Origin of the sequence: Nocardia sp. NPDC058244, assembly GCF_042882065.1 — a bacterium.
In the GTDB taxonomy this organism is placed as follows: Bacteria; Actinomycetota; Actinomycetes; order Mycobacteriales; family Mycobacteriaceae; genus Nocardia.
The window spans coordinates 1-16,184 of the sequence record NZ_JBHVWX010000011.1; the positions used below are offsets into that span (position 1 = coordinate 1).

Below are 16,184 nucleotides of genomic sequence, written 5' to 3' on the forward strand. Positions count from 1 at the left end.
GCGGGGGGGGCGGGCGCCGCCGGCCCCCCCCCCCCCCCCCCCGACGCTCTACCTCTCGGCGCCCTACAGGCCCAGATCGCGGCCGATGAGCTCCTTCATGATCTCGTTGGAGCCCGCCCAGATCTTGGTGACCCTGGCGTCCATCCAGGCCCGCGCGACCCGGTACTCGCGCATGTAGCCGTAGCCGCCGTGCAGCTGCACGCAGGCGTCGAGCACCTCGTTCTGCACCTGCGCCGACCACCACTTCGCCTTCGCGGCGTCGACCGCGGACAGCGTGCCCGCGGCGTGCGCGGCGATGCCCTGGTCGACGAACGCCTGCGTCACTTCGACCTTGGTGACCAGCTCGGCGAAGAGGAACTTGTTGTACTGGAAGCTGCCGATCTGCTGCCCGAACGCCTTGCGCTCCTTGGCGTAGGCCAGCGTCTCGTCCAGAATGGCCGCCGCGTGGGCGATATTGGAGATCGCGGCGCCGATGCGCTCCTGCGGCAGCCGCTCCATCATGGCGATGAAGCCGCGGTCGACCTCGCCGATCCGGTTGGCGTCGGGCACCCGGACGTTGTCGAAGAACAGTTCGGCGGTGTCGGATTCGGGCTGGCCCACCTTGTCGAGCTTGCGGCCGCGGGTGAAGCCCTCCATGCCGTTCTCGACCGCGAACAGCGTGATGCCCTTGGCCTTCTTCTCCGGGCTGGTGCGGGCGGCGACGATGACCAGGTCGGCGTTGAAACCGTTGGTGATGAAGGTCTTCGAGCCGTTGATGATCCAGTCGTCGCCGTCGCGCACCGCGGTGGTCTTGAGCGCGGCCAGGTCCGAACCGCCCGAGGGCTCGGTCATGCCGATGGCGGTGACGATCTCACCGGTGCAGAACTTGGGCAGCCAGCGCCGCTTCTGCTCGTCGGTGGTCAGTTCCACCAGGTAGGGCGCGCACACGTCGTAGTGGATGCCCAACGAGGACGACAGCGCCGCACCGGCTCTGGCGAGTTCCTCGCCGAGGACCGCGGCGAACCGGTAGTCGCCCGCGTCGCTGCCGCCGAACTCCTCCGGCACGCCGAGGCCGAGGTAGCCGAGTTCACCGGCGGTCAGCCAGGTCGCGCGGTCGATCGCGCGCTCCTCGGCGAAGCGCTCGGCGTTGGGCTCGATCGAGCGCTTGACGAACTCGGCGACGGACGCGCGGAACGCCTCGTGGTCCTCGGAGTAGATGGTGCGCTGCATGGTTTTCCTTTCGCTTCCTACTGTTCGGGCCGTACGCCCAGCAGAACCAGCGACGCCTGGACCACCTTGGCCGCGTCGGGTTCCTCGCCGCTGATCACGTCGGCGTAGATGAAGGTCTCGGTGATCCGCGCGAGCAGCAGCGCCAGTTCCGGCACCGGCAGCGGCGGATCGAGGGTGCCCGCCGCGATCTCCTCGGTGAGCAGGCCGGCGATGACGTCGACGAAGCGGCGCTGCACGGAACCGGCGCGGGTGGTGAGCAGGCGCAGCGCGCGTTCGGGTTCGCGGCGCAGGAACTGGCGGAAGGCGTCGGAGGTGTTCACCGCTTCGGCGAAATCGCCCAGCACGCGGGCGATCCGGCGGGCACCCCGCGCGGTGTTGGCGGTGACGGCGCGGCGCAGCGTGGGTTCGGCCACCGACCAGATCACCTCGGCGAGCAATTCGTCGCGGCCGCCGACCCAGCGGAACAGGGTGGCCCGGTTGACGCCGAGCTCGACGGCGAGTTCCTTCATCTCCAGCCTGCGGCCCGCCAGGAACCCGGATCTGGCCGCCTTGAAGGCGGTGAGGGCGTCGGGCCGGGCGGCGAGATCGTCGAGTCGCTTGCTCAGCGCGGTCTGCTCGGTCACGTCACCTCCGGGTGCAACATCCCCCTCAGTGTATGGACTGTGCAACGTCTGTCAATCTGTTGCACGGATCGGGGCATGAAAAAACTCCCCGGTCGCGATGACCGGGGAGTTCGCTGTAGCCCCGACGGGATTTGAACCCGCGCTACCGCCTTGAGAGGGCGGCGTCCTAGGCCGCTAGACGACGGGGCCAGAACTACGATTCACCGGGGTGAACCGCGCGGAACATACGATAGCCGACGACCGGGCAATCAACCAAAACGGCTGGTCGGCTGCCCGGCCGGGCCGACAGGGCGGACCCTGTCCGGACGATCGGCGACTAGCTGGTGGGCTTCGGCGCGGCGCTGGAGCCGGTCGCGAGGGCCTCGAGGCCCTTGAGCAGGACGGCCGAGCCGGAGATCGGCGGGTCGGCGATCGGCTGCGGAGCGACGCCCAGCTGGCCGAAGGCGGACGGCAGGGCCGAGCCCGAGGTCAGCGCCTCGAGGCCCTTGAGCAGCACGGCCGAGCCCGAGATGGGCGGGTCGGCGACGATCTTCGGAGCGGTGGCCGAGCCGGAACCCAGCGCCTCGAGGCCCTTGACCAGGACGGCCGAGCCCGAGACGGGCGGGTCGGCGATGGGCTCGGGGGCGGCGGCCGACGCGAATCCGGTGCCGCTCAGGACGATTCCCGCCGCGACAGCGGCGACGCCGAGGATACGCAGGGTGCGCATAGTTGATCTCCTGAAGTTTCTCTCACCCGCCCGAATCGGCCGGCGAGAGCTAATTGATAGCAGACCGGACGAGGCGGTCGCAGTCGCAATGTTGAACAATGCGGAAACGGCGCTCCGATAAATGGGGTCGATTCCTTTCGGTGACCTGGGGATCTGGATTGCCGAATGATTTGGGTCACAGCGGGGTTTTGTTCCGGGGTCACGGTTCACGCGCGCGAATCGGCGTATTCGGCCTATTGCGGGGGCGTTCGGGGGGTCTCGGGATGCCTGCCTGTGGAGTTCCTGTGTGATCTGTGTCACTGATTCTCCGGCCGTCTGGAGCGTCGGTCATGCGCGATGTCGATCGCCGATAGGCGTGTGGACCTGGGGAATCTCGGACGATTCGGCGGTGTGGCGCTGTTCGCTGATGCGTGCCGGTGGTGTTCCAGCCTTGTCGATCGGCGGTCCGGCCGTGAAAAATCCGCGACCGGATAAGAATCACCCCGCTGTGAAACCTTGTCGATTTCCTTTGTTTCCATTCGCGCTAGGCAGGTGAACGAAAGATGAATCGGCAGAGGTTGCGACACTGTTGTGTCGCGCATCACATCCGGTACTTCCGGGCGGGAAAAGACGGGTTCGATGCGCGGATTGTTTCTGTGTAGGATTCGCTTGCCGATATTTGTGCGCGGTCGACAATTCGAGTAATTGATCGGCCCTTGCTCCGGTGGATGTTCCCTTTCCGGGCGAATCCTCGGCGACGCGGCTGGTTGACCACCCCGGCGGGACGGGGGAGGGTGGGGCGATGGCCAGCAAGGAAGTGCGGGGCGGGGTCGAGATGTCCAACCTCGACCAGCCGTTGTTCGACGGTGCCGAGGCGACCAAGCGGGACCTGGTGGACTACCTGGAGTTCGCCGGGGAGCGGCTGGTGCGCGTGCTGCGGGACCGCCCGCTGTCGGTGGTGCGGGTGCGGCCGGGGCAGGAACCGTTCATGCAGAAGAACCTGCCGAAGTACACGCCGGAATGGGTGCCGCGGGTGACGGTGTGGGCCGAGAGCTCGCACCGGGAGGTCACCTACGCGCTCGGCAACGACGAGCGGACACTGCTGTGGTTCGGCAATCAGCGGGCCGTGGAGTACCACCCCACCCTGCTGCCGGTGGACCACAGCGCCGGGCCGACCCATCTGGTACTCGATCTCGACCCGTCACCGGGGCAGACCTTCCGCGACGCCGCGGCGGGCGCCCACCTGATCCGGGCCGCGCTCACCGCGGACGGACTCGACGGCGCCGTGAAGACCAGCGGCGCCAAGGGTTTACACGTGTTCGTCCCGGTCGTGCCCGGCATCGCGATCGAGGACGCGGCCGCCGCGACCCGGGCGATCGCCGCGCGCGCCGAACGCATCGACCCGGCCGTCGGCACCACCGCGTTCATCCGGGAAGACCGGCACGGCAAGGTCTTCCTCGATTCGACCAGGGCGGGCGGCGCCACCGTCATCGCGGCCTACAGCCCGCGCATCCGCCCCGGCGTCCCGGTCTCGTTTCCCCTGCGCTGGAGCGATATCGACGATGTCGTCCCCGCCGACTTCACCCTCCGCAGCGCGCCGAACCTGCTCGGCGACACCGATCCGTGGGCCACGGAAATGCCCGCGCCACAGGCACTTCCGGCCGACCTGATCGCCGAGGGGCACACCATCCCGATCGCCAGGGTGCAGGCCATGCACGAGGGCAAGCGCCGGGCCAAGGCGCGGCGGGAGAGCTGAACGACACGGCGGCCCGATGACCTGGGGAGGTCATCGGGCCGCCGGGTGTTCGAGGGGATTACTTGCCGATCGCGGCGACGCCCGCCTGGGCGAACTTCTCGTCCAGGTCGCCGCTGGGGGCGCCGGCCACGCCGATGCCGGCGATCGGGGCGCCGTTGGCCTTCACCGGCGCGCCGCCGCCGAGGAACAGGGTGCCGTCGATGTCGGCCAGGTGCGGGGCGGACTCGAGGCGCTTGCTCAGCTCGGTGGTGGGGGCGTTCCAGGAGACGGCGGTGAACGCCTTCTGCTGGGCGGCGTCGTAGGACTGCGGGCCCGCGCCGTCGCCGCGCAGGGTGACGATGACATTGCCGTTGCGGTCGACGACCGCGACGCTGACCCGCTGGTTCTCCTTGGCCGCCGCGTCGAGCGCGGTCTGCGCGGCCTTGGTGGCGGCGGCGATCGAGAGGTGGGTGCTCTGGGTCAGGTTGGCGTCGGCGGCGTCGGCGACGACGGGGGTGCGGGTCGCGGCGTCGGGGTTCTGGGCCTGCACCGTCACCACGCCAACCACGCCAGCGGCGACGACGGCGGCCGAGGCGCCGGCGACGATGAGGCGGTTGCGGGTGCTGAACTTGGTGCTCATGGCTGCTCCTGATCGGATTCTCGGCCGTCCGGCGGTGGTGCCGTGGCCTGTTGATATCCATCCTGTGCGCTGGGCGGCCCGCGCGGATCGGCGAACCGGCTGCACTTGCGCGGCCGGATCGGGCGACACCGGGGTCAACCGATCGGATGACCCGGGCACGGGGTCCCGCGGGGGAGAATGGGGGAGTTTGCCCAGCTGATGCGGACGGGAGGTACCGATGCGGAGCACACTCGGCGACCGGAACGACGATACGCGGCTACTCACGGTCATCGTGTACAGCGCGTTCTACGTGCTGCTGGCCGCCTCGCTCATGCGCTGGCTGATCCGGCATTCCGACACCCGCTCGACACCGCTCGTCGTCGCGCTGGCGCTGCTGCTCGCGGTGCTCTACGCGATGAGCGAGCTGCGGCATTCGAATCGGGTGATGTGGTTCGCGGCGCTCGTCGCGACCTGGGCGGTGCTGGTGGTGCTGGCACCGAGCTTCGCCTGGTGCGCGGTTCCGTTGGTGTACACCGGTTTACGGATTCTGTCGGTGCGCGTCGCGGTGACGCTGGTCTGCGCGCTGACCGCGCTGGTGGTGTTCAGTCAGGTGCGGATCGCGGGCTGGCTGGATCCCAATCTGGTGCTCGCGCCGCCCGCGGTCGCGGCGGTGACCACCGTGTTGTTCGTGGGCATGCGCCGCCAGACCGAACACCAGGCGGCGCTGATCGACGACCTCGTCCGCACCCGGCAGGAACTGGCCGAGACCGAGCGCCGCGAGGGCACCCTCGCCGAACGGGAACGGCTCGCCATGGAGATCCACGACACCCTCGCGCAGGGCCTGTCGAGCCAGCGGATGCTGTTGCAGGCGGCGGATCTGGTGTGGGACAGCGATCCCGGGCTGGCGCGCGATCATCTGCGCTCGGCCGCCGAGATCGCCGAACGCGACCTCGCCGAGGCCAGGCGCTTCGTCCACGACCTGGCGCCCGCCGACCTGGCCGCCGGCGGTTCGCTCGCCGCCGCGCTCACCGCGCTCGCCGCGCGGGAGTCCAGCGACACGCTCACCGTGCGCTGTCATCTGGAAGGCACGCCGGGTCCGCTGCCGCAGCGGGTGGAGGCGACGCTGCTGCGGGTCGCGCAGGGCGCGCTCGCGAATGTGCGCGAACACGCGGCGGCGAGCACCGCGACCATCACGCTCACCAGCCTCGACGACCAGATCGTCCTCGATGTCGCCGACGACGGGCGCGGTTTCGATCCCGGCGAGATGGCCGATCCGGCCGAGCATCGCGGGCACGGCCTGCCCGCGATCCGGGCGCGGGTGCGTCAGCTGGGCGGGACCTGCGCGATCGAATCGGCGCCGGGCGACGGCACGGTGCTGTCGGTGGCGATTCCGCTGGCCGTGGGCTGAGGCCGCTAGGCCGCCGCGGGCATCCAGTACCGGTGCGGCCGGGGTGCCGGGAGGACCAGCCGGGTCGTGCTCGGTTCGCGGGCCGCCGCGCGGCCGATCCGCCCGGTCGGGCGCCGATCGGCGAAGACGACCATGCGCAGGACCAGGAACCGGCCGACCCCGGCGAGGCCCGACGCCGACAGGTACACGACCTGCTCGGTGAGCGCGCCCGGCGCCGCCTGCACGGCGAACAGCGCGAACATCGCCGCGCTCGTCACGGCGTAGGCCGCCGCCGCGGACCCCGCCGACTGCCAGTGCTCGCGCCATCCCGGCAGCGTGTGCCCGCCGAACGTGATCAGCGCGTGCAGCACGGTGCCGAGCAGCGTCGAGACGATCGTGACCACCGCGTTCGCGACGGCCCAGGGCAGCACGCAGGCCAGCTGTGCCACCGCCACGCTCGACGCGAGGCCAAGCCCGCCGCCGCAGGCGACGAACCGCGCGAAGGCCGCGATCGGGCCGGTCGCGGTGGCCTCGGCCGACGGTGTGCGCACGATGTTCGTCATGGCGAACACTGTACGGCTACCGTACGGTGTTCGCAATGGGGAACGATGTTCCGGTGCGGAGTGCGCGCTAGCATCGGCACTTGTGAAACCCGCCGTCCGCCTGTTGATCTGCGACGATCACGCCGTCGTCCGCGCCGGACTGCACGCGCTGCTGTCGAGCGCGCCCGATATCGAGGTCATCGGCGAGGCCGCCGACGGCCCGGCCGCGGTCGCGCTGGCGGCGAGCCTGCGCCCCGACGTGGTGCTGATGGACCTGCAACTCGGCAGCGACATGGACGGTGTCGAAGCCACCCGCCGGATCACCGCGCAGCCGGCGCCGACCCCGCACGTGCTGGTCCTCACCACCTACGACACCGACGCCGACATCACCCGCGCGATCGAGGCGGGCGCCACCGGCTACCTGCTCAAAGCCGAGCGGCCCGAGGAGCTGTTCGCCGCGATCCACGCCGCCGCGAGCGGGCAGACCGCGCTGTCCGCGCCGGTCGCGGCGAAGGTGATGGCCAAGATGCGCAATCCCGGCCCCACCCTCACCGCGCGCGAGCGCGACATCCTCGGCCAGCTCGCCCAGGGCCTCGGCAATCGCGAGATCGCCCGCGCGCTGCACATCAGCGAGGCGACGGTGAAGACGCACCTGGGCCGCATCTACGACAAGCTCGGCGTCGACACCAGGGCGGCGGCCGTCGCGGTGGCGACGGAGAAGCGCCTGCTCGCCTGAACCGCCGACGGCTGTAACGCCGGGGCCGCCGCGGGCTCTGAAGGGTGCGGCGATGGCTATGCTTGGCCGAGCGAGAGGAGCCGGTGCGAATGGACTGCGACGAATTCGTCGAGCTGGTCACCAGCTTCCTCGACGGCGCCCTCGACAGCGCGACCGAACTGCGCTTCCTCGCCCACCTCGCCGAGTGCGACGGCTGCGAGGTCTACCTCGAACAGATCCGCCGCACCACCCGTGACCTCGGCGGGCTCGCGCCCGAGCAGCTCTCCGGCCCGGCGCGCACCACCTTGCTCGCGGCGTTCCGCGACTGGCACCGCCCCGCCTGACCGGCTCAGGCCGGCGTCAGCGTGGCCGCCCCGAACGACACGTGGAAGCGGGCGCACCAGATGCTCACCGACTCGATGGCCGACAGGTCGGTGCCGGCGGGCAGCGTGTAGTTCTGGTTGCCCTCGTTGCCCTTGAGCGCGCCCAGATCGATGTGCGTGCCGTCGTCGAAGTTGTGCCAGTCGTCGCCGATCACCGGTTGATCGGTGAGCCACACGTGCAGCGCGGGACCGTCGGAGGTGCGCAGGTCGGTGATCCGCAGGACCAGCGTGCCGTCGGGCAGGCGCTGGAGCTGCGCCGAGCCGGTCGTGTCGTGTTCGTGGGAGAGGAATTCGCCGGACGCGATCACCGACACCGGCGCGTCGCCCATGGCGGTGATCGGCGCCTCGTCGACGGTCGTCGTGGTGAACAGCCGCCACGGCTGGAACAGGTAGAGGCCCACGACCAGCGCGGCGACGAACCCCACCGCCAGCACGCTGAGGACGGTACGGCGGATACGGCGGTGTGGCATGGTCTTCTCCTTCTCTCGCATGCGTTCTCCGTTCCCGGACCGGTCCCGCGCGTTACACCGCCGCGCGGCGGTACTGTGCTGCCAGCGACGCGAGTGGTGACAGCGAGGAGACCCGGTGGGACACGACGGCGCCCTGCCCGCCGACGACGTGCTCGTCGCCGAGCTGCGAGCGGGTGTCGACGCGACGTTCGCGCTGGTCGTCGATGCCTGGTCGGGCTCGATGCTGCGCCTGGCGCGCTCGTTCGTCTCCACCGACGCCTCCGCCGAGGAAGTGGTCCAGGAGGCGTGGCTGGCCGTGGTGCGCGGTGTCGACCGGTTCGAAGGCCGGTCCTCGCTCAAGACCTGGGTGTATCGGATCCTGGTGAACACCGCCAAGAAACGCGGAATCAAGGAGCATCGCACCGTCCCGTTCGCCACGCTGCTGCCCGAGGACGAGGGGCCCGCCGTCGATCCGGGCCGGTTCCGCCCGCCCGGTGACCACTACCCGGGCCACTGGGCGATCGGCGCCGAGCCGCGTCCGTGGTCCGAACCCGAGGACGCCGTCGAACGCGCCGAGGTGGCCCGTCTGCTCGCCGCCGCGGTGTCCGCCCTGCCCGACCGTCACCGCACCGTCCTCACCCTGCGCGATATCGAGGGCTACTCCGCCGACGAGGTCTGCGCGCTGCTCGACATCTCGGCGGGCAATCAGCGCGTGCTGCTGCACCGCGCCAGGTCGACTGTGCGGGCGCGACTCGAACAGTACTTCCAGCGCTAGGCGAGCAGCGATTCGACGAGGTCGGCGGCGCGGTGGGTGCCGCCCTCGGCCCTGGCCTCGGTGCGCAGCGCGGCCGAGCGACGGGCGACCTCGGGATCGCCCACGAGCTCGAACAGGGCCGACCGCAGGTTCTCGGCGGTGGCGTCGGCGGTGTCGATCCGGCGGGCCACACCCAGTTCGACCAGGCGGTCCGCGTTCATGAACTGCTCGGCGCCCTGCGGCACGGCGATCATCGGGACACCCGAGAGCAGCCCCTCGCCGCACCCGCCCATCCCGGCATGGGTGACGAAGGCGTCCGCCTGCTCCAGGATCGCCCGCTGCGGGATCCACGAGTGCACTTCGACATTCGCCGGAATGGCGCCGAGTTCGCTTTCCTCGGTGTGCTTTCCGATCTGCAGGACGACATGCCAGCCGGGCAGGTCACCGTAGGCCGCCAGGCACCGGCGATAGAACTCCGGTCGACGGGTGTAGGCCGAACCCAGCGAGATCAGCAGGACCTTGTCCGCCGTCGGTCGGGTCCAGGTGGTCGCGTCGGCGGCGAAGCACGGGCCGACGAACGTGACGGTGTCGCTGTCGACCCGGTCGGCCTGCGGTTGCATGGCCCGGGGAATCAAGGCCAGCGCGCGGTCGGGTGGACCGGCGAACGCGTCCACGTCGGTGGTCGTCGCACCACACCCACGCAGCCACCCGGCGAACTTCTCGCGGTAGGCGGCGGCGCCCGGCCGCCCACGCAGGTGCACCGCGACGTCCTGCTCATAGCCCTGCCAGGCCACGAAGGTCGGCGACAGCTGGAGCAGGGGCCGCTGCTGGGCTTCGGCGAGTGCGCGGGCGGCGTAGGCGCCGATGTCGTACAGGTAGTGGTCGGCGGGGTTGTCGTCATCGGCGGGGCATCGCTCACTTTCCGATCGGGGCGGCGGCTTCCAGGTCGGCGACGGTGCCGCTCATGATCGTGCGCACGTGCTCGGTGAGGTGGGTGGTCGGCCAGTCCCACCAGGCGAGGGCCAGGAGCCGGGTGATGTCGTTGTCGTCGTAGCGGGTGCGCAGGAGCCTTGCCGGATTGCCGCCGACGATGCCGTAGTCGGGGACGTCACGGGTGACCACGGACCCGGCGGCGACGATCGCGCCGTGCCCGATGCGGACGCCGGGCATGATCGTCGCGCCGTTGCCGATCCACACGTCGTTGCCGACGACCGTGTCGCCCCGGTTCGGCAGGTCGGTGAGCAGGTCCAGATGCGCCGACCACGCGCCGCCCATGGTGGGGAACGGGAAGGTCGACGGTCCGTCCATGCGGTGGTTGGCGCCGTTCATGAGGAACCGGACGCCGGTGGCCAGGGCGCAGAACTTCCCGATGATCAGCTTCTCCGGCCCGTAGTGATAGAGCACGTTGCGGGTCTCGAACGCGGTCGCGTCGTCGGGATCGTCGTAGTAGGTGAACTCGCCGACCTCGATCAGCGGCGAGGTGACCAGCGGTTTCAGCAGCACCACCCGCGGCTGGCCCGCCATGGGATGCAGCGTGGCCGGATCCGGAGGTTCGAGCGTTGATGTCTCTGGCACAGCGAACTCCTCCGGTATTAGTGCGACAACTATCGCGTTAGGATGGTGCCACGACCCCGTCCCACCGAGCAACCGGATAACCGATATGAGTTCCCCCTCGCCGACACCCCGGACTCGCCCCGGCGGCCGGACCGCCCGGATCCGCACCCAGGTCCTCGACGCGGTCCACGCCGAACTGGCCGAGAACGGCTACGACGCGGTCACCGTGGACGCCGTCGCGGCCCGCGCGGGCGTGCACCGGGCCACCGTGTACCGCCGCTGGCGCGATACCGGGGGATTGATCGCCGACCTGTTCACCGCGGCGGGAGACATCGACTGGCAGCCCCGCGACACCGGGTCGCTGGTGGGCGACCTGACCGCGCTCAACCAGGAGATCCAGGACTCGCTGGGCGAGCCGAACTCGATCGCGGTGGCCCTCATCGCGGTGTCGTTCCGCTCCGCGGAGGCCGCCGAGGCCCTGCGGCGGCTGTGGGCCGACCGCTACCGCCAGTCGGAGGTCGTCGTACGACGGGCGGTAGCGCGCGGTGAGCTCGCGCCCGCTGTCGACGCGCGCGCCCTGCTGATCACCGCGACCGCCCCGGTCTACCACCGGGTGGTCCTGCTCCGGCTGGAACCCGATCCGGAGCTGCCGCGCCGGGCGGCCGAGAGCGCGGTGGCCGGGGAGTTGTCGACATCGTGCTGTGCTCCCGCGGCGCCCTCGGATGTGACCTCGCCGCCGTAACGTCACGGCCGGTGCGGGCACGGTACTGCGCGGCGGGGATCGCCGCGTCATCCACCGAGGAGGCCGAACGACCATGGCGACCTATGACGATCTGTCGGCGCTGTTCATCAACTGCACGCTCAAGCGTTCGCCGGAACCGAGCAATACGCAGGGTCTGATCGATGTCAGCGCGCACATCATGGCGGCGAACGGCGTCGCCGTCTCGCACCTGCGCGCCGTCGACCACGACATCGCCACCGGCGTCTGGCCCGATATGACCGAGCACGGCTGGGCCACCGATGCCTGGCCCGCGCTGCAGGAGCAGGTCATGGCCGCCGACATCCTGGTGATCGCGGGGCCGATCTGGCTCGGTGACAACAGTTCGGTCACCAAGCGGGTGATCGAGCGGCTCTACGGCAACTCGTCCCAACTCAACGCGGCGGGGCAGTACGCCTACTACGGCAAGGTCGGCGGCTGTGTGATCACCGGGAACGAGGACGGCGTCAAGCACTGCGCGATGAACATCCTCTACAGCCTGCAGCACCTGGGCTACACCATTCCGCCGCAGGCCGACGCCGGCTGGATCGGTGAGGCGGGGCCGGGGCCGTCCTATCTGGACCCGGGTTCGGGCGGCCCGGACAACGACTTCACCAACCGCAACACCACCTTCATGACCTGGAATCTCCTGCATCTGGCCCGGATCCTGCGCGATGTCGGCGGCATCCCGGTCCACGGCAACCAGCGCTCGGAGTGGGACGCGGGCTGCCGGTTCGGCTTCGAGAACCCCGAATACCGCTGACCCGCGCGGGCGCGATGCCCGAATTGCCGGATCGGAAACGTGACCAGGGTCGCTATATACGGGTGATCCCGGTCACATAACGACGGTATAACGACAGTATTGTGATTACGGATTTGTCACGGTGGACCTGCACGGAACACTGTTCCTTTGGACAATGTCCGGTACAGACGCGTCCGTGATCCGGACGTGATCTCAGCTCGCATTCCGGCTACATTCGGTCACGGCTTGAACAACAACCCGAGCCGAATCGAATCGCAGAACACCGGAAAGCCTGCCCCGCGATTTCGAGGATCCCCGACATTACTGAGGGGCAGGGACGCGGTGGATTACTTCACCGAGCCGGTGGGCGCAGGCAGGAATCCTTATGTCTTTCAATCGCAAGTTCACCACTCGTGCCCTCGGTTTCGCCGCTGTCGCCGGCGCCATGATCGCCGTTCCGGCCGGTCTGACCACCGCGACCGCCTCGGCGAACAACTGGGACGCCGTGGCGCAGTGCGAGAGCACGGGCAACTGGAACATCAACACCGGTAACGGCTACTACGGCGGCCTGCAGTTCTCGCAGAGCACCTGGGAGGCCTACGGTGGCACCGGCACCGCCGACAACGCCAGCCGCGAGGAGCAGATCCGCATCGCGGAGAACGTGCTGGCCGCGCAAGGTCCCGGCGCCTGGCCGGTGTGCAGCGCCTACCTGTAAAGCGCGCTGAATTTCAGACTTTCCTTGTCGGGAAACGAATAACCCGCTATTCGATGCACACGTCGAATAGCGGGTTTTTTCGTTGAATTTCAATTCCGGACGAGCAGCGTTATTCCGCCGACGAGTACGGCCAGGGCAATGGCCCCCACGCCGTAGGCGAGCTTGTAGTTGCGCAGGCCGGGGACGAACCGGTCGAGCGCGAAAGCGCCTGCGCCACTGAGCGCCAGGCTCGTCGCCGCGACCGCCAGGATCATCTCGTATTCGACACCCTTGGGCGAGAAGAAACCGCCCCACTTCACCGCGATCGCGTTGAGCATGGTGCCCAGGATCGCCGCCGCGGCCAGCGGGGTGAGCAGGCCGAGAATCAGGCCGATGCCGCCGAGCGTCTCGCTCAGTCCGGCCACCACCGCGAAGGCTTTCGCCGACGGATAGCCGCTCGCGGCGAAGAATTTCTCGGTGCCGGACAGGCCGCCGCCGTCGAACCAGCCGAACAGCTTCTGGGTGCCGTGCGCGGCCATGGTCGCGCCGACACCGAGGCGCAGCACGAGGAGTCCGGCGTCGGTGGGGGTGGTCGATGTCGTCATGGCGATGTCCTTTCCGTTGCGCCCGGTCAGCCGATCTGAACCGAGCGTCGTGCCATCCCGAACCAGTAACCGTCGATGACGGTGCGCAGGGAGTCGATGTCCTCGGCGCCCGCGCCGAGGGTGAGGAACAGCGGGGCGAAGTGCTCGGTGCGCGGGTGGGCCAGCCGCGGCGCGGGGGCGGTGTGCTCGAAGTCGAGCAGCGTGTCGATATCGCGGTCGTCGAGTGCCCGGCGGCCCCAGTCGTCGAACTCGGCGGTGAACGAGTGCACGTGGTGGTCGTCGGCGGTCAGCGCGCGCAGGTTGTGGGTGAAGAACCCGCTGCCGATGATGAGCACACCTTCGGCGCGCAGCGGGGCGAGTGCGCGGCCGAACTCCATCAGGTCCTGCGGATCCAGTGTAGGGATCGACAGTTGCAGCACCGGGATGTCGGCGTCGGGGTACATCTGGCTCAGCGGCACGTAGGCGCCGTGGTCGAGGCCGCGATCGGGGGCGTCGGCGACCGCGCCGCCGAGCAGTTCGCGCACCCGGGCGGCGAGCGCGGGCGCGCCGGGGGCGGCGTAGCGCTGGTCGTAGTAGCGCGGGGCGAAGCCGCTGAAGTCGTAGACCAGCGGCACGGTGGTGGTCGCGCCGAGGGTGATCGGGGCGGACTCCCAGTGCGCGGACACGATCAGGATCGCGCGCGGCCGGGGCAGGTCGGCCGCCCAGGCGGCGAGCTCGGCGGGCCAGGTGGCGTGGTCGATCAGCGGCGGAGCGCCGTGCGAGAGGTAGAGCACCGGCATGGTCACGGTCGGCTCCTTCGGATCGGTGAACTGTGTATGTTCAAATTTGAACAATACGCGATGCGCAGCTATTCCGCCGAAGTGATTAGGGTTTGCGGCATGGAAGAACCCAGGTGGCTCGATGCCGAGGAGATGCGGCTGTGGGTCAGGTTCCTGGCCGCGGGCGCGCTGGTCGACCGCGCGGTGGACCAGCACCTCAAGGGGGAGGGGCTCACGCACACCCAGTACGAGGTGCTGGTCCGGCTCGCCGCCGAGGCCGGCGGCGCCATGCGGATGACAGACCTCGCCGCCGCCAGCTACACCTCCAAGAGCGGACTCACCTACCAGGTGGGCAAGCTCGAACAGGCCGGGCTGGTGCGCCGCGTCGACGACGACACCGACGTGCGCGGCGTCAACGCGGTGCTCACCGAGGCGGGCCGGGCCAAGCTCGACGCCGTGGCCCCAGGGCACGTCGAGGTGGTACGCCGGGTGTTCGTCGACGTGCTCGAGCCCGCGCAGCGCGCCGCGATCTCCGCGGGGCTCGGTGCCGTCGCCGACGGGTTGACCCGCTAGACCTGCTGTTCCTCGCCGTGCCGCTGCGGGGTGTCGAGCCGGTGCACGGTGAGCGCGGCGGCCAGCATGCGCGAATCGGTCGGGTCGGCCGGGTCGAGTCCGGTCAGCTCGGCGATGCGGCGCAACCGGTAGGTGAAGGTATTGGGGTGCACGTGGATCTTGCGTGAGGCCGTCTTGCGATCGGCGCCGTGACGCAGGTGCGCCTCCAGCGCCTCGATCAGATGCGGGCTGCCCAGCAGCGGAATCACCCGCTGCGCCAGGCGTTCCCGGGCCGGGCCGGGGCGGGTGAGCTGGTATTCGAGCAGGAGGTCGTCGAGGCGGTAGCAGCCGCCGGGCCTGCCGCGCAGCCGGGCCAGCTCGGTCAGCTCGGTCGCGTCCTTGGCCGCGGCCGGGATGGCGTCACGGGTGACGCCGGAGAACTCGGCCAGATACACCGTCACGCCGTACTGCTCGGTCAGCCGGGCGGCGAGCTCGTCGAAGCGCTGGGCGACGAGGACGTCGGTCTCGGAGCTGTTGCTCAGCAGCGCGATGCCGTTCGCGCCGTCGAAGGTGGCCGGGGTGGTGGTGCCGGTGAGCTCGTCGAGCGCGCGCTGGAGGACCCGGATCCGGCGGCGGGTCACCAGGTTCGCCGCGCTGCCGGTGCGGGCGGGCTCGCTCAGGTGGATCGCCAGCACCGTGTACTGGTCGGCGAGCACGGTGTCGGCGCGCGCGGCCAGCTCCTCGGCGGGCAGCCCGCGCACCAGCGCCGAACACAGTTCCCGGCGGGCCTCGCGCTCGGCGTGGTAGATCGACTGCTCGACCTCGGTGTAGGTCTCGACGACGGTCATGTTGATGTGGCGCAGCAGCTCGAGCAGCCCGCTGCCCACCCGGATCAGATCGTTCATCTCGGTGGGCTCGGCCAGCGCGGACGCCTCGTCGAGCACGGCCTGCGCCGAGCCGTGGATCGCGCCGATCAGCATCGGCAGCGGCAGCCGGTCCTCGGCGTGGCGCTCGGCGACCGGCCCGACGAACGCCGCGACCTCGGCCTGGGTGAACTCGCGCTCGGCGGCGATCGCCTCGAGCACGGCGCGCCCGCAGGCGTAGATGGTCGGCAGGACTTCCGCGGTGAAATGGCCGGGCGGCAGCTCGGCGGGGGCGGTGGCACCGAGCCCCGCGGCGAGCATCCGCTCGGCGATCTGGGGCCAGCGGGTCAATAGTCGTGCGGTCAAAGCGGGTGGTGCGGTAACGGGGTGTTCGGCGAGCATGCCCCGATTGTGTCCGAGAACAGGGCGGCGTGGGCAGCTCCCATCGAGAACGCACAGATCTTGGTTCCCGCGCCAACAAGTGCGACGTTTTCTCGGTGCACGGTGCAGTGACACCGCTGTGGCGCCGGTCATAGATTCGCTGTGCGCGTCCGAGCC

General features: G+C 69.9%; 18 protein-coding genes, 1 tRNA gene and 2 pseudogenes. 9 read left to right on the forward strand and 12 right to left on the reverse strand.

The window, feature by feature from the left end; genetic code table 11:
* Positions 1–63 precede the first annotated feature (63 nt).
* The 4 genes from ACFVW6_RS30050 to ACFVW6_RS30065 form a co-directional block, all read right to left on the reverse strand.
* Positions 64–1,209: an acyl-CoA dehydrogenase family protein gene (locus ACFVW6_RS30050; protein WP_378833940.1), complete on the reverse strand. Its 1,146-nt coding sequence runs from the start codon at positions 1,207–1,209 to the stop codon at positions 64–66.
* A gap of 17 nt (positions 1,210–1,226) precedes the next feature.
* Positions 1,227–1,832: a QsdR family transcriptional regulator gene (locus tag ACFVW6_RS30055; protein WP_378833938.1), complete on the reverse strand. Its 606-nt coding sequence runs from the start codon at positions 1,830–1,832 to the stop codon at positions 1,227–1,229.
* Between the two features lie 116 nt (positions 1,833–1,948).
* Positions 1,949–2,021, reverse strand: a tRNA-Glu gene (locus ACFVW6_RS30060).
* A gap of 127 nt (positions 2,022–2,148) precedes the next feature.
* On the reverse strand, positions 2,149–2,538 hold the full coding sequence (locus ACFVW6_RS30065) for a hypothetical protein (RefSeq protein ID WP_355284985.1): 390 nt from the start codon (positions 2,536–2,538) through the stop codon (positions 2,149–2,151).
* A gap of 781 nt (positions 2,539–3,319) precedes the next feature.
* On the opposite strand from ACFVW6_RS30065, the gene ACFVW6_RS30070 reads away from it, so the two are divergent.
* Positions 3,320–4,273, forward strand: a complete 954-nt coding sequence (locus ACFVW6_RS30070) for a DNA polymerase domain-containing protein (RefSeq protein WP_378833935.1) — start codon at positions 3,320–3,322, stop codon at positions 4,271–4,273.
* 58 nt (positions 4,274–4,331) lie between these two features.
* Here the strand turns inward: ACFVW6_RS30070 and ACFVW6_RS30075 are convergent, their stop codons facing one another.
* Positions 4,332–4,892: a heme-binding protein gene (locus ACFVW6_RS30075; RefSeq protein WP_355282365.1), complete on the reverse strand. Its 561-nt coding sequence runs from the start codon at positions 4,890–4,892 to the stop codon at positions 4,332–4,334.
* Between the two features lie 217 nt (positions 4,893–5,109).
* On the opposite strand from ACFVW6_RS30075, the gene ACFVW6_RS30080 reads away from it, so the two are divergent.
* Positions 5,110–6,279 (forward strand): histidine kinase, encoded by a 1,170-nt coding sequence (locus ACFVW6_RS30080; protein ID WP_378833932.1) that lies wholly within the window; start codon positions 5,110–5,112, stop codon positions 6,277–6,279.
* Between the two features lie 5 nt (positions 6,280–6,284).
* Here ACFVW6_RS30080 and ACFVW6_RS30085 read toward each other — a convergent pair whose 3' ends face one another.
* Positions 6,285–6,821, reverse strand: coding sequence for a hypothetical protein (locus ACFVW6_RS30085; protein ID WP_378833930.1), 537 nt, complete (start codon positions 6,819–6,821; stop codon positions 6,285–6,287).
* An 82-nt stretch (positions 6,822–6,903) separates the two neighbouring features.
* On the opposite strand from ACFVW6_RS30085, the gene ACFVW6_RS30090 reads away from it, so the two are divergent.
* Positions 6,904–7,536 (forward strand): response regulator transcription factor, encoded by a 633-nt coding sequence (locus tag ACFVW6_RS30090; RefSeq protein WP_355282357.1) that lies wholly within the window; start codon positions 6,904–6,906, stop codon positions 7,534–7,536.
* An 89-nt stretch (positions 7,537–7,625) separates the two neighbouring features.
* On the forward strand, positions 7,626–7,859 hold the full coding sequence (locus ACFVW6_RS30095) for a zf-HC2 domain-containing protein (protein WP_355282354.1): 234 nt from the start codon (positions 7,626–7,628) through the stop codon (positions 7,857–7,859).
* Positions 7,860–7,864: 5 nt separating this feature from the next.
* Here ACFVW6_RS30095 and ACFVW6_RS30100 read toward each other — a convergent pair whose 3' ends face one another.
* Positions 7,865–8,389: a DM13 domain-containing protein gene (locus tag ACFVW6_RS30100; RefSeq protein WP_378833927.1), complete on the reverse strand. Its 525-nt coding sequence runs from the start codon at positions 8,387–8,389 to the stop codon at positions 7,865–7,867.
* A gap of 94 nt (positions 8,390–8,483) precedes the next feature.
* Here ACFVW6_RS30100 and ACFVW6_RS30105 point away from each other — a divergent pair, with 94 nt between their 5' ends.
* Positions 8,484–9,122 carry an RNA polymerase sigma factor gene (locus ACFVW6_RS30105; protein WP_378833925.1) on the forward strand — a complete coding sequence of 213 codons (639 nt, stop codon included), beginning with the start codon at positions 8,484–8,486 and terminating at the stop codon, positions 9,120–9,122.
* On the opposite strand, the pseudogene ACFVW6_RS30110 reads toward ACFVW6_RS30105, so the two are convergent.
* Both ACFVW6_RS30110 and ACFVW6_RS30115 read right to left on the reverse strand, forming a co-directional pair.
* Positions 9,119–9,979, reverse strand: a pseudogene (locus ACFVW6_RS30110) (macrolide family glycosyltransferase); the annotation flags it as partial. The gene ACFVW6_RS30105 and the pseudogene ACFVW6_RS30110 sit on opposite strands and share 4 nt — an antisense overlap.
* A 37-nt stretch (positions 9,980–10,016) precedes the next feature.
* A complete protein-coding gene (locus ACFVW6_RS30115; RefSeq protein ID WP_378833951.1) occupies positions 10,017–10,625 on the reverse strand; it encodes a CatB-related O-acetyltransferase in 609 nt (202 codons plus the stop codon).
* 136 nt (positions 10,626–10,761) lie between these two features.
* Here ACFVW6_RS30115 and ACFVW6_RS30120 point away from each other — a divergent pair, with 136 nt between their 5' ends.
* The 3 genes and pseudogenes from ACFVW6_RS30120 to ACFVW6_RS30130 all read left to right on the forward strand — a co-directional run.
* Entirely contained in the window at positions 10,762–11,397 is a 636-nt protein-coding gene (locus ACFVW6_RS30120; RefSeq protein WP_378833923.1) for a TetR/AcrR family transcriptional regulator, read from the forward strand.
* Positions 11,398–11,470: 73 nt separating this feature from the next.
* The gene (locus ACFVW6_RS30125) at positions 11,471–12,175 is read left to right on the forward strand and encodes a flavodoxin family protein (protein WP_378833921.1); all 705 of its coding nucleotides are present in this window, start codon (positions 11,471–11,473) and stop codon (positions 12,173–12,175) included.
* A gap of 364 nt (positions 12,176–12,539) precedes the next feature.
* Positions 12,540–12,866: pseudogene (locus ACFVW6_RS30130) on the forward strand (transglycosylase family protein); the annotation flags it as partial.
* Positions 12,867–12,958: 92 nt separating this feature from the next.
* On the opposite strand, the gene ACFVW6_RS30135 reads toward ACFVW6_RS30130, so the two are convergent.
* Both ACFVW6_RS30135 and ACFVW6_RS30140 read right to left on the reverse strand, forming a co-directional pair.
* Complete coding sequence (locus ACFVW6_RS30135; RefSeq protein ID WP_357343825.1) at positions 12,959–13,453, reverse strand: DoxX family protein; 495 nt, start codon at positions 13,451–13,453, stop codon at positions 12,959–12,961.
* A 26-nt stretch (positions 13,454–13,479) separates the two neighbouring features.
* Positions 13,480–14,232: a dioxygenase gene (locus ACFVW6_RS30140; RefSeq protein WP_378833948.1), complete on the reverse strand. Its 753-nt coding sequence runs from the start codon at positions 14,230–14,232 to the stop codon at positions 13,480–13,482.
* A gap of 99 nt (positions 14,233–14,331) precedes the next feature.
* On the opposite strand from ACFVW6_RS30140, the gene ACFVW6_RS30145 reads away from it, so the two are divergent.
* On the forward strand, positions 14,332–14,784 hold the full coding sequence (locus ACFVW6_RS30145) for a MarR family winged helix-turn-helix transcriptional regulator (protein WP_378833918.1): 453 nt from the start codon (positions 14,332–14,334) through the stop codon (positions 14,782–14,784).
* Here ACFVW6_RS30145 and ACFVW6_RS30150 read toward each other — a convergent pair.
* Positions 14,781–16,028 (reverse strand): PucR family transcriptional regulator, encoded by a 1,248-nt coding sequence (locus ACFVW6_RS30150; RefSeq protein ID WP_387793394.1) that lies wholly within the window; start codon positions 16,026–16,028, stop codon positions 14,781–14,783. The two genes, ACFVW6_RS30145 and ACFVW6_RS30150, sit on opposite strands and share 4 nt — an antisense overlap.
* Positions 16,029–16,184 lie beyond the last annotated feature (156 nt).

Coding starts and splice junctions, on each gene's coding strand:
- ACFVW6_RS30050 (WP_378833940.1), bottom strand. CDS start 1,209: ATGCAGCGCACCATCTACTCCGAGGACCACGAGGCGTTCCGCGCGTCC.
- ACFVW6_RS30065 (WP_355284985.1), bottom strand. CDS start 2,538: ATGCGCACCCTGCGTATCCTCGGCGTCGCCGCTGTCGCGGCGGGAATC.
- ACFVW6_RS30070 (WP_378833935.1), top strand. CDS start 3,320: ATGGCCAGCAAGGAAGTGCGGGGCGGGGTCGAGATGTCCAACCTCGAC.
- ACFVW6_RS30075 (WP_355282365.1), bottom strand. CDS start 4,892: ATGAGCACCAAGTTCAGCACCCGCAACCGCCTCATCGTCGCCGGCGCC.
- ACFVW6_RS30080 (WP_378833932.1), top strand. CDS start 5,110: ATGCGGAGCACACTCGGCGACCGGAACGACGATACGCGGCTACTCACG.
- ACFVW6_RS30085 (WP_378833930.1), bottom strand. CDS start 6,821: ATGACGAACATCGTGCGCACACCGTCGGCCGAGGCCACCGCGACCGGC.
- ACFVW6_RS30095 (WP_355282354.1), top strand. CDS start 7,626: ATGGACTGCGACGAATTCGTCGAGCTGGTCACCAGCTTCCTCGACGGC.
- ACFVW6_RS30100 (WP_378833927.1), bottom strand. CDS start 8,389: ATGCGAGAGAAGGAGAAGACCATGCCACACCGCCGTATCCGCCGTACC.
- ACFVW6_RS30115 (WP_378833951.1), bottom strand. CDS start 10,625: ATGGCGGGCCAGCCGCGGGTGGTGCTGCTGAAACCGCTGGTCACCTCG.
- ACFVW6_RS30120 (WP_378833923.1), top strand. CDS start 10,762: ATGAGTTCCCCCTCGCCGACACCCCGGACTCGCCCCGGCGGCCGGACC.
- ACFVW6_RS30125 (WP_378833921.1), top strand. CDS start 11,471: ATGGCGACCTATGACGATCTGTCGGCGCTGTTCATCAACTGCACGCTC.
- ACFVW6_RS30135 (WP_357343825.1), bottom strand. CDS start 13,453: ATGACGACATCGACCACCCCCACCGACGCCGGACTCCTCGTGCTGCGC.
- ACFVW6_RS30140 (WP_378833948.1), bottom strand. CDS start 14,232: ATGCCGGTGCTCTACCTCTCGCACGGCGCTCCGCCGCTGATCGACCAC.
- ACFVW6_RS30145 (WP_378833918.1), top strand. CDS start 14,332: ATGGAAGAACCCAGGTGGCTCGATGCCGAGGAGATGCGGCTGTGGGTC.
- ACFVW6_RS30150 (WP_387793394.1), bottom strand. CDS start 16,028: ATGCTCGCCGAACACCCCGTTACCGCACCACCCGCTTTGACCGCACGA.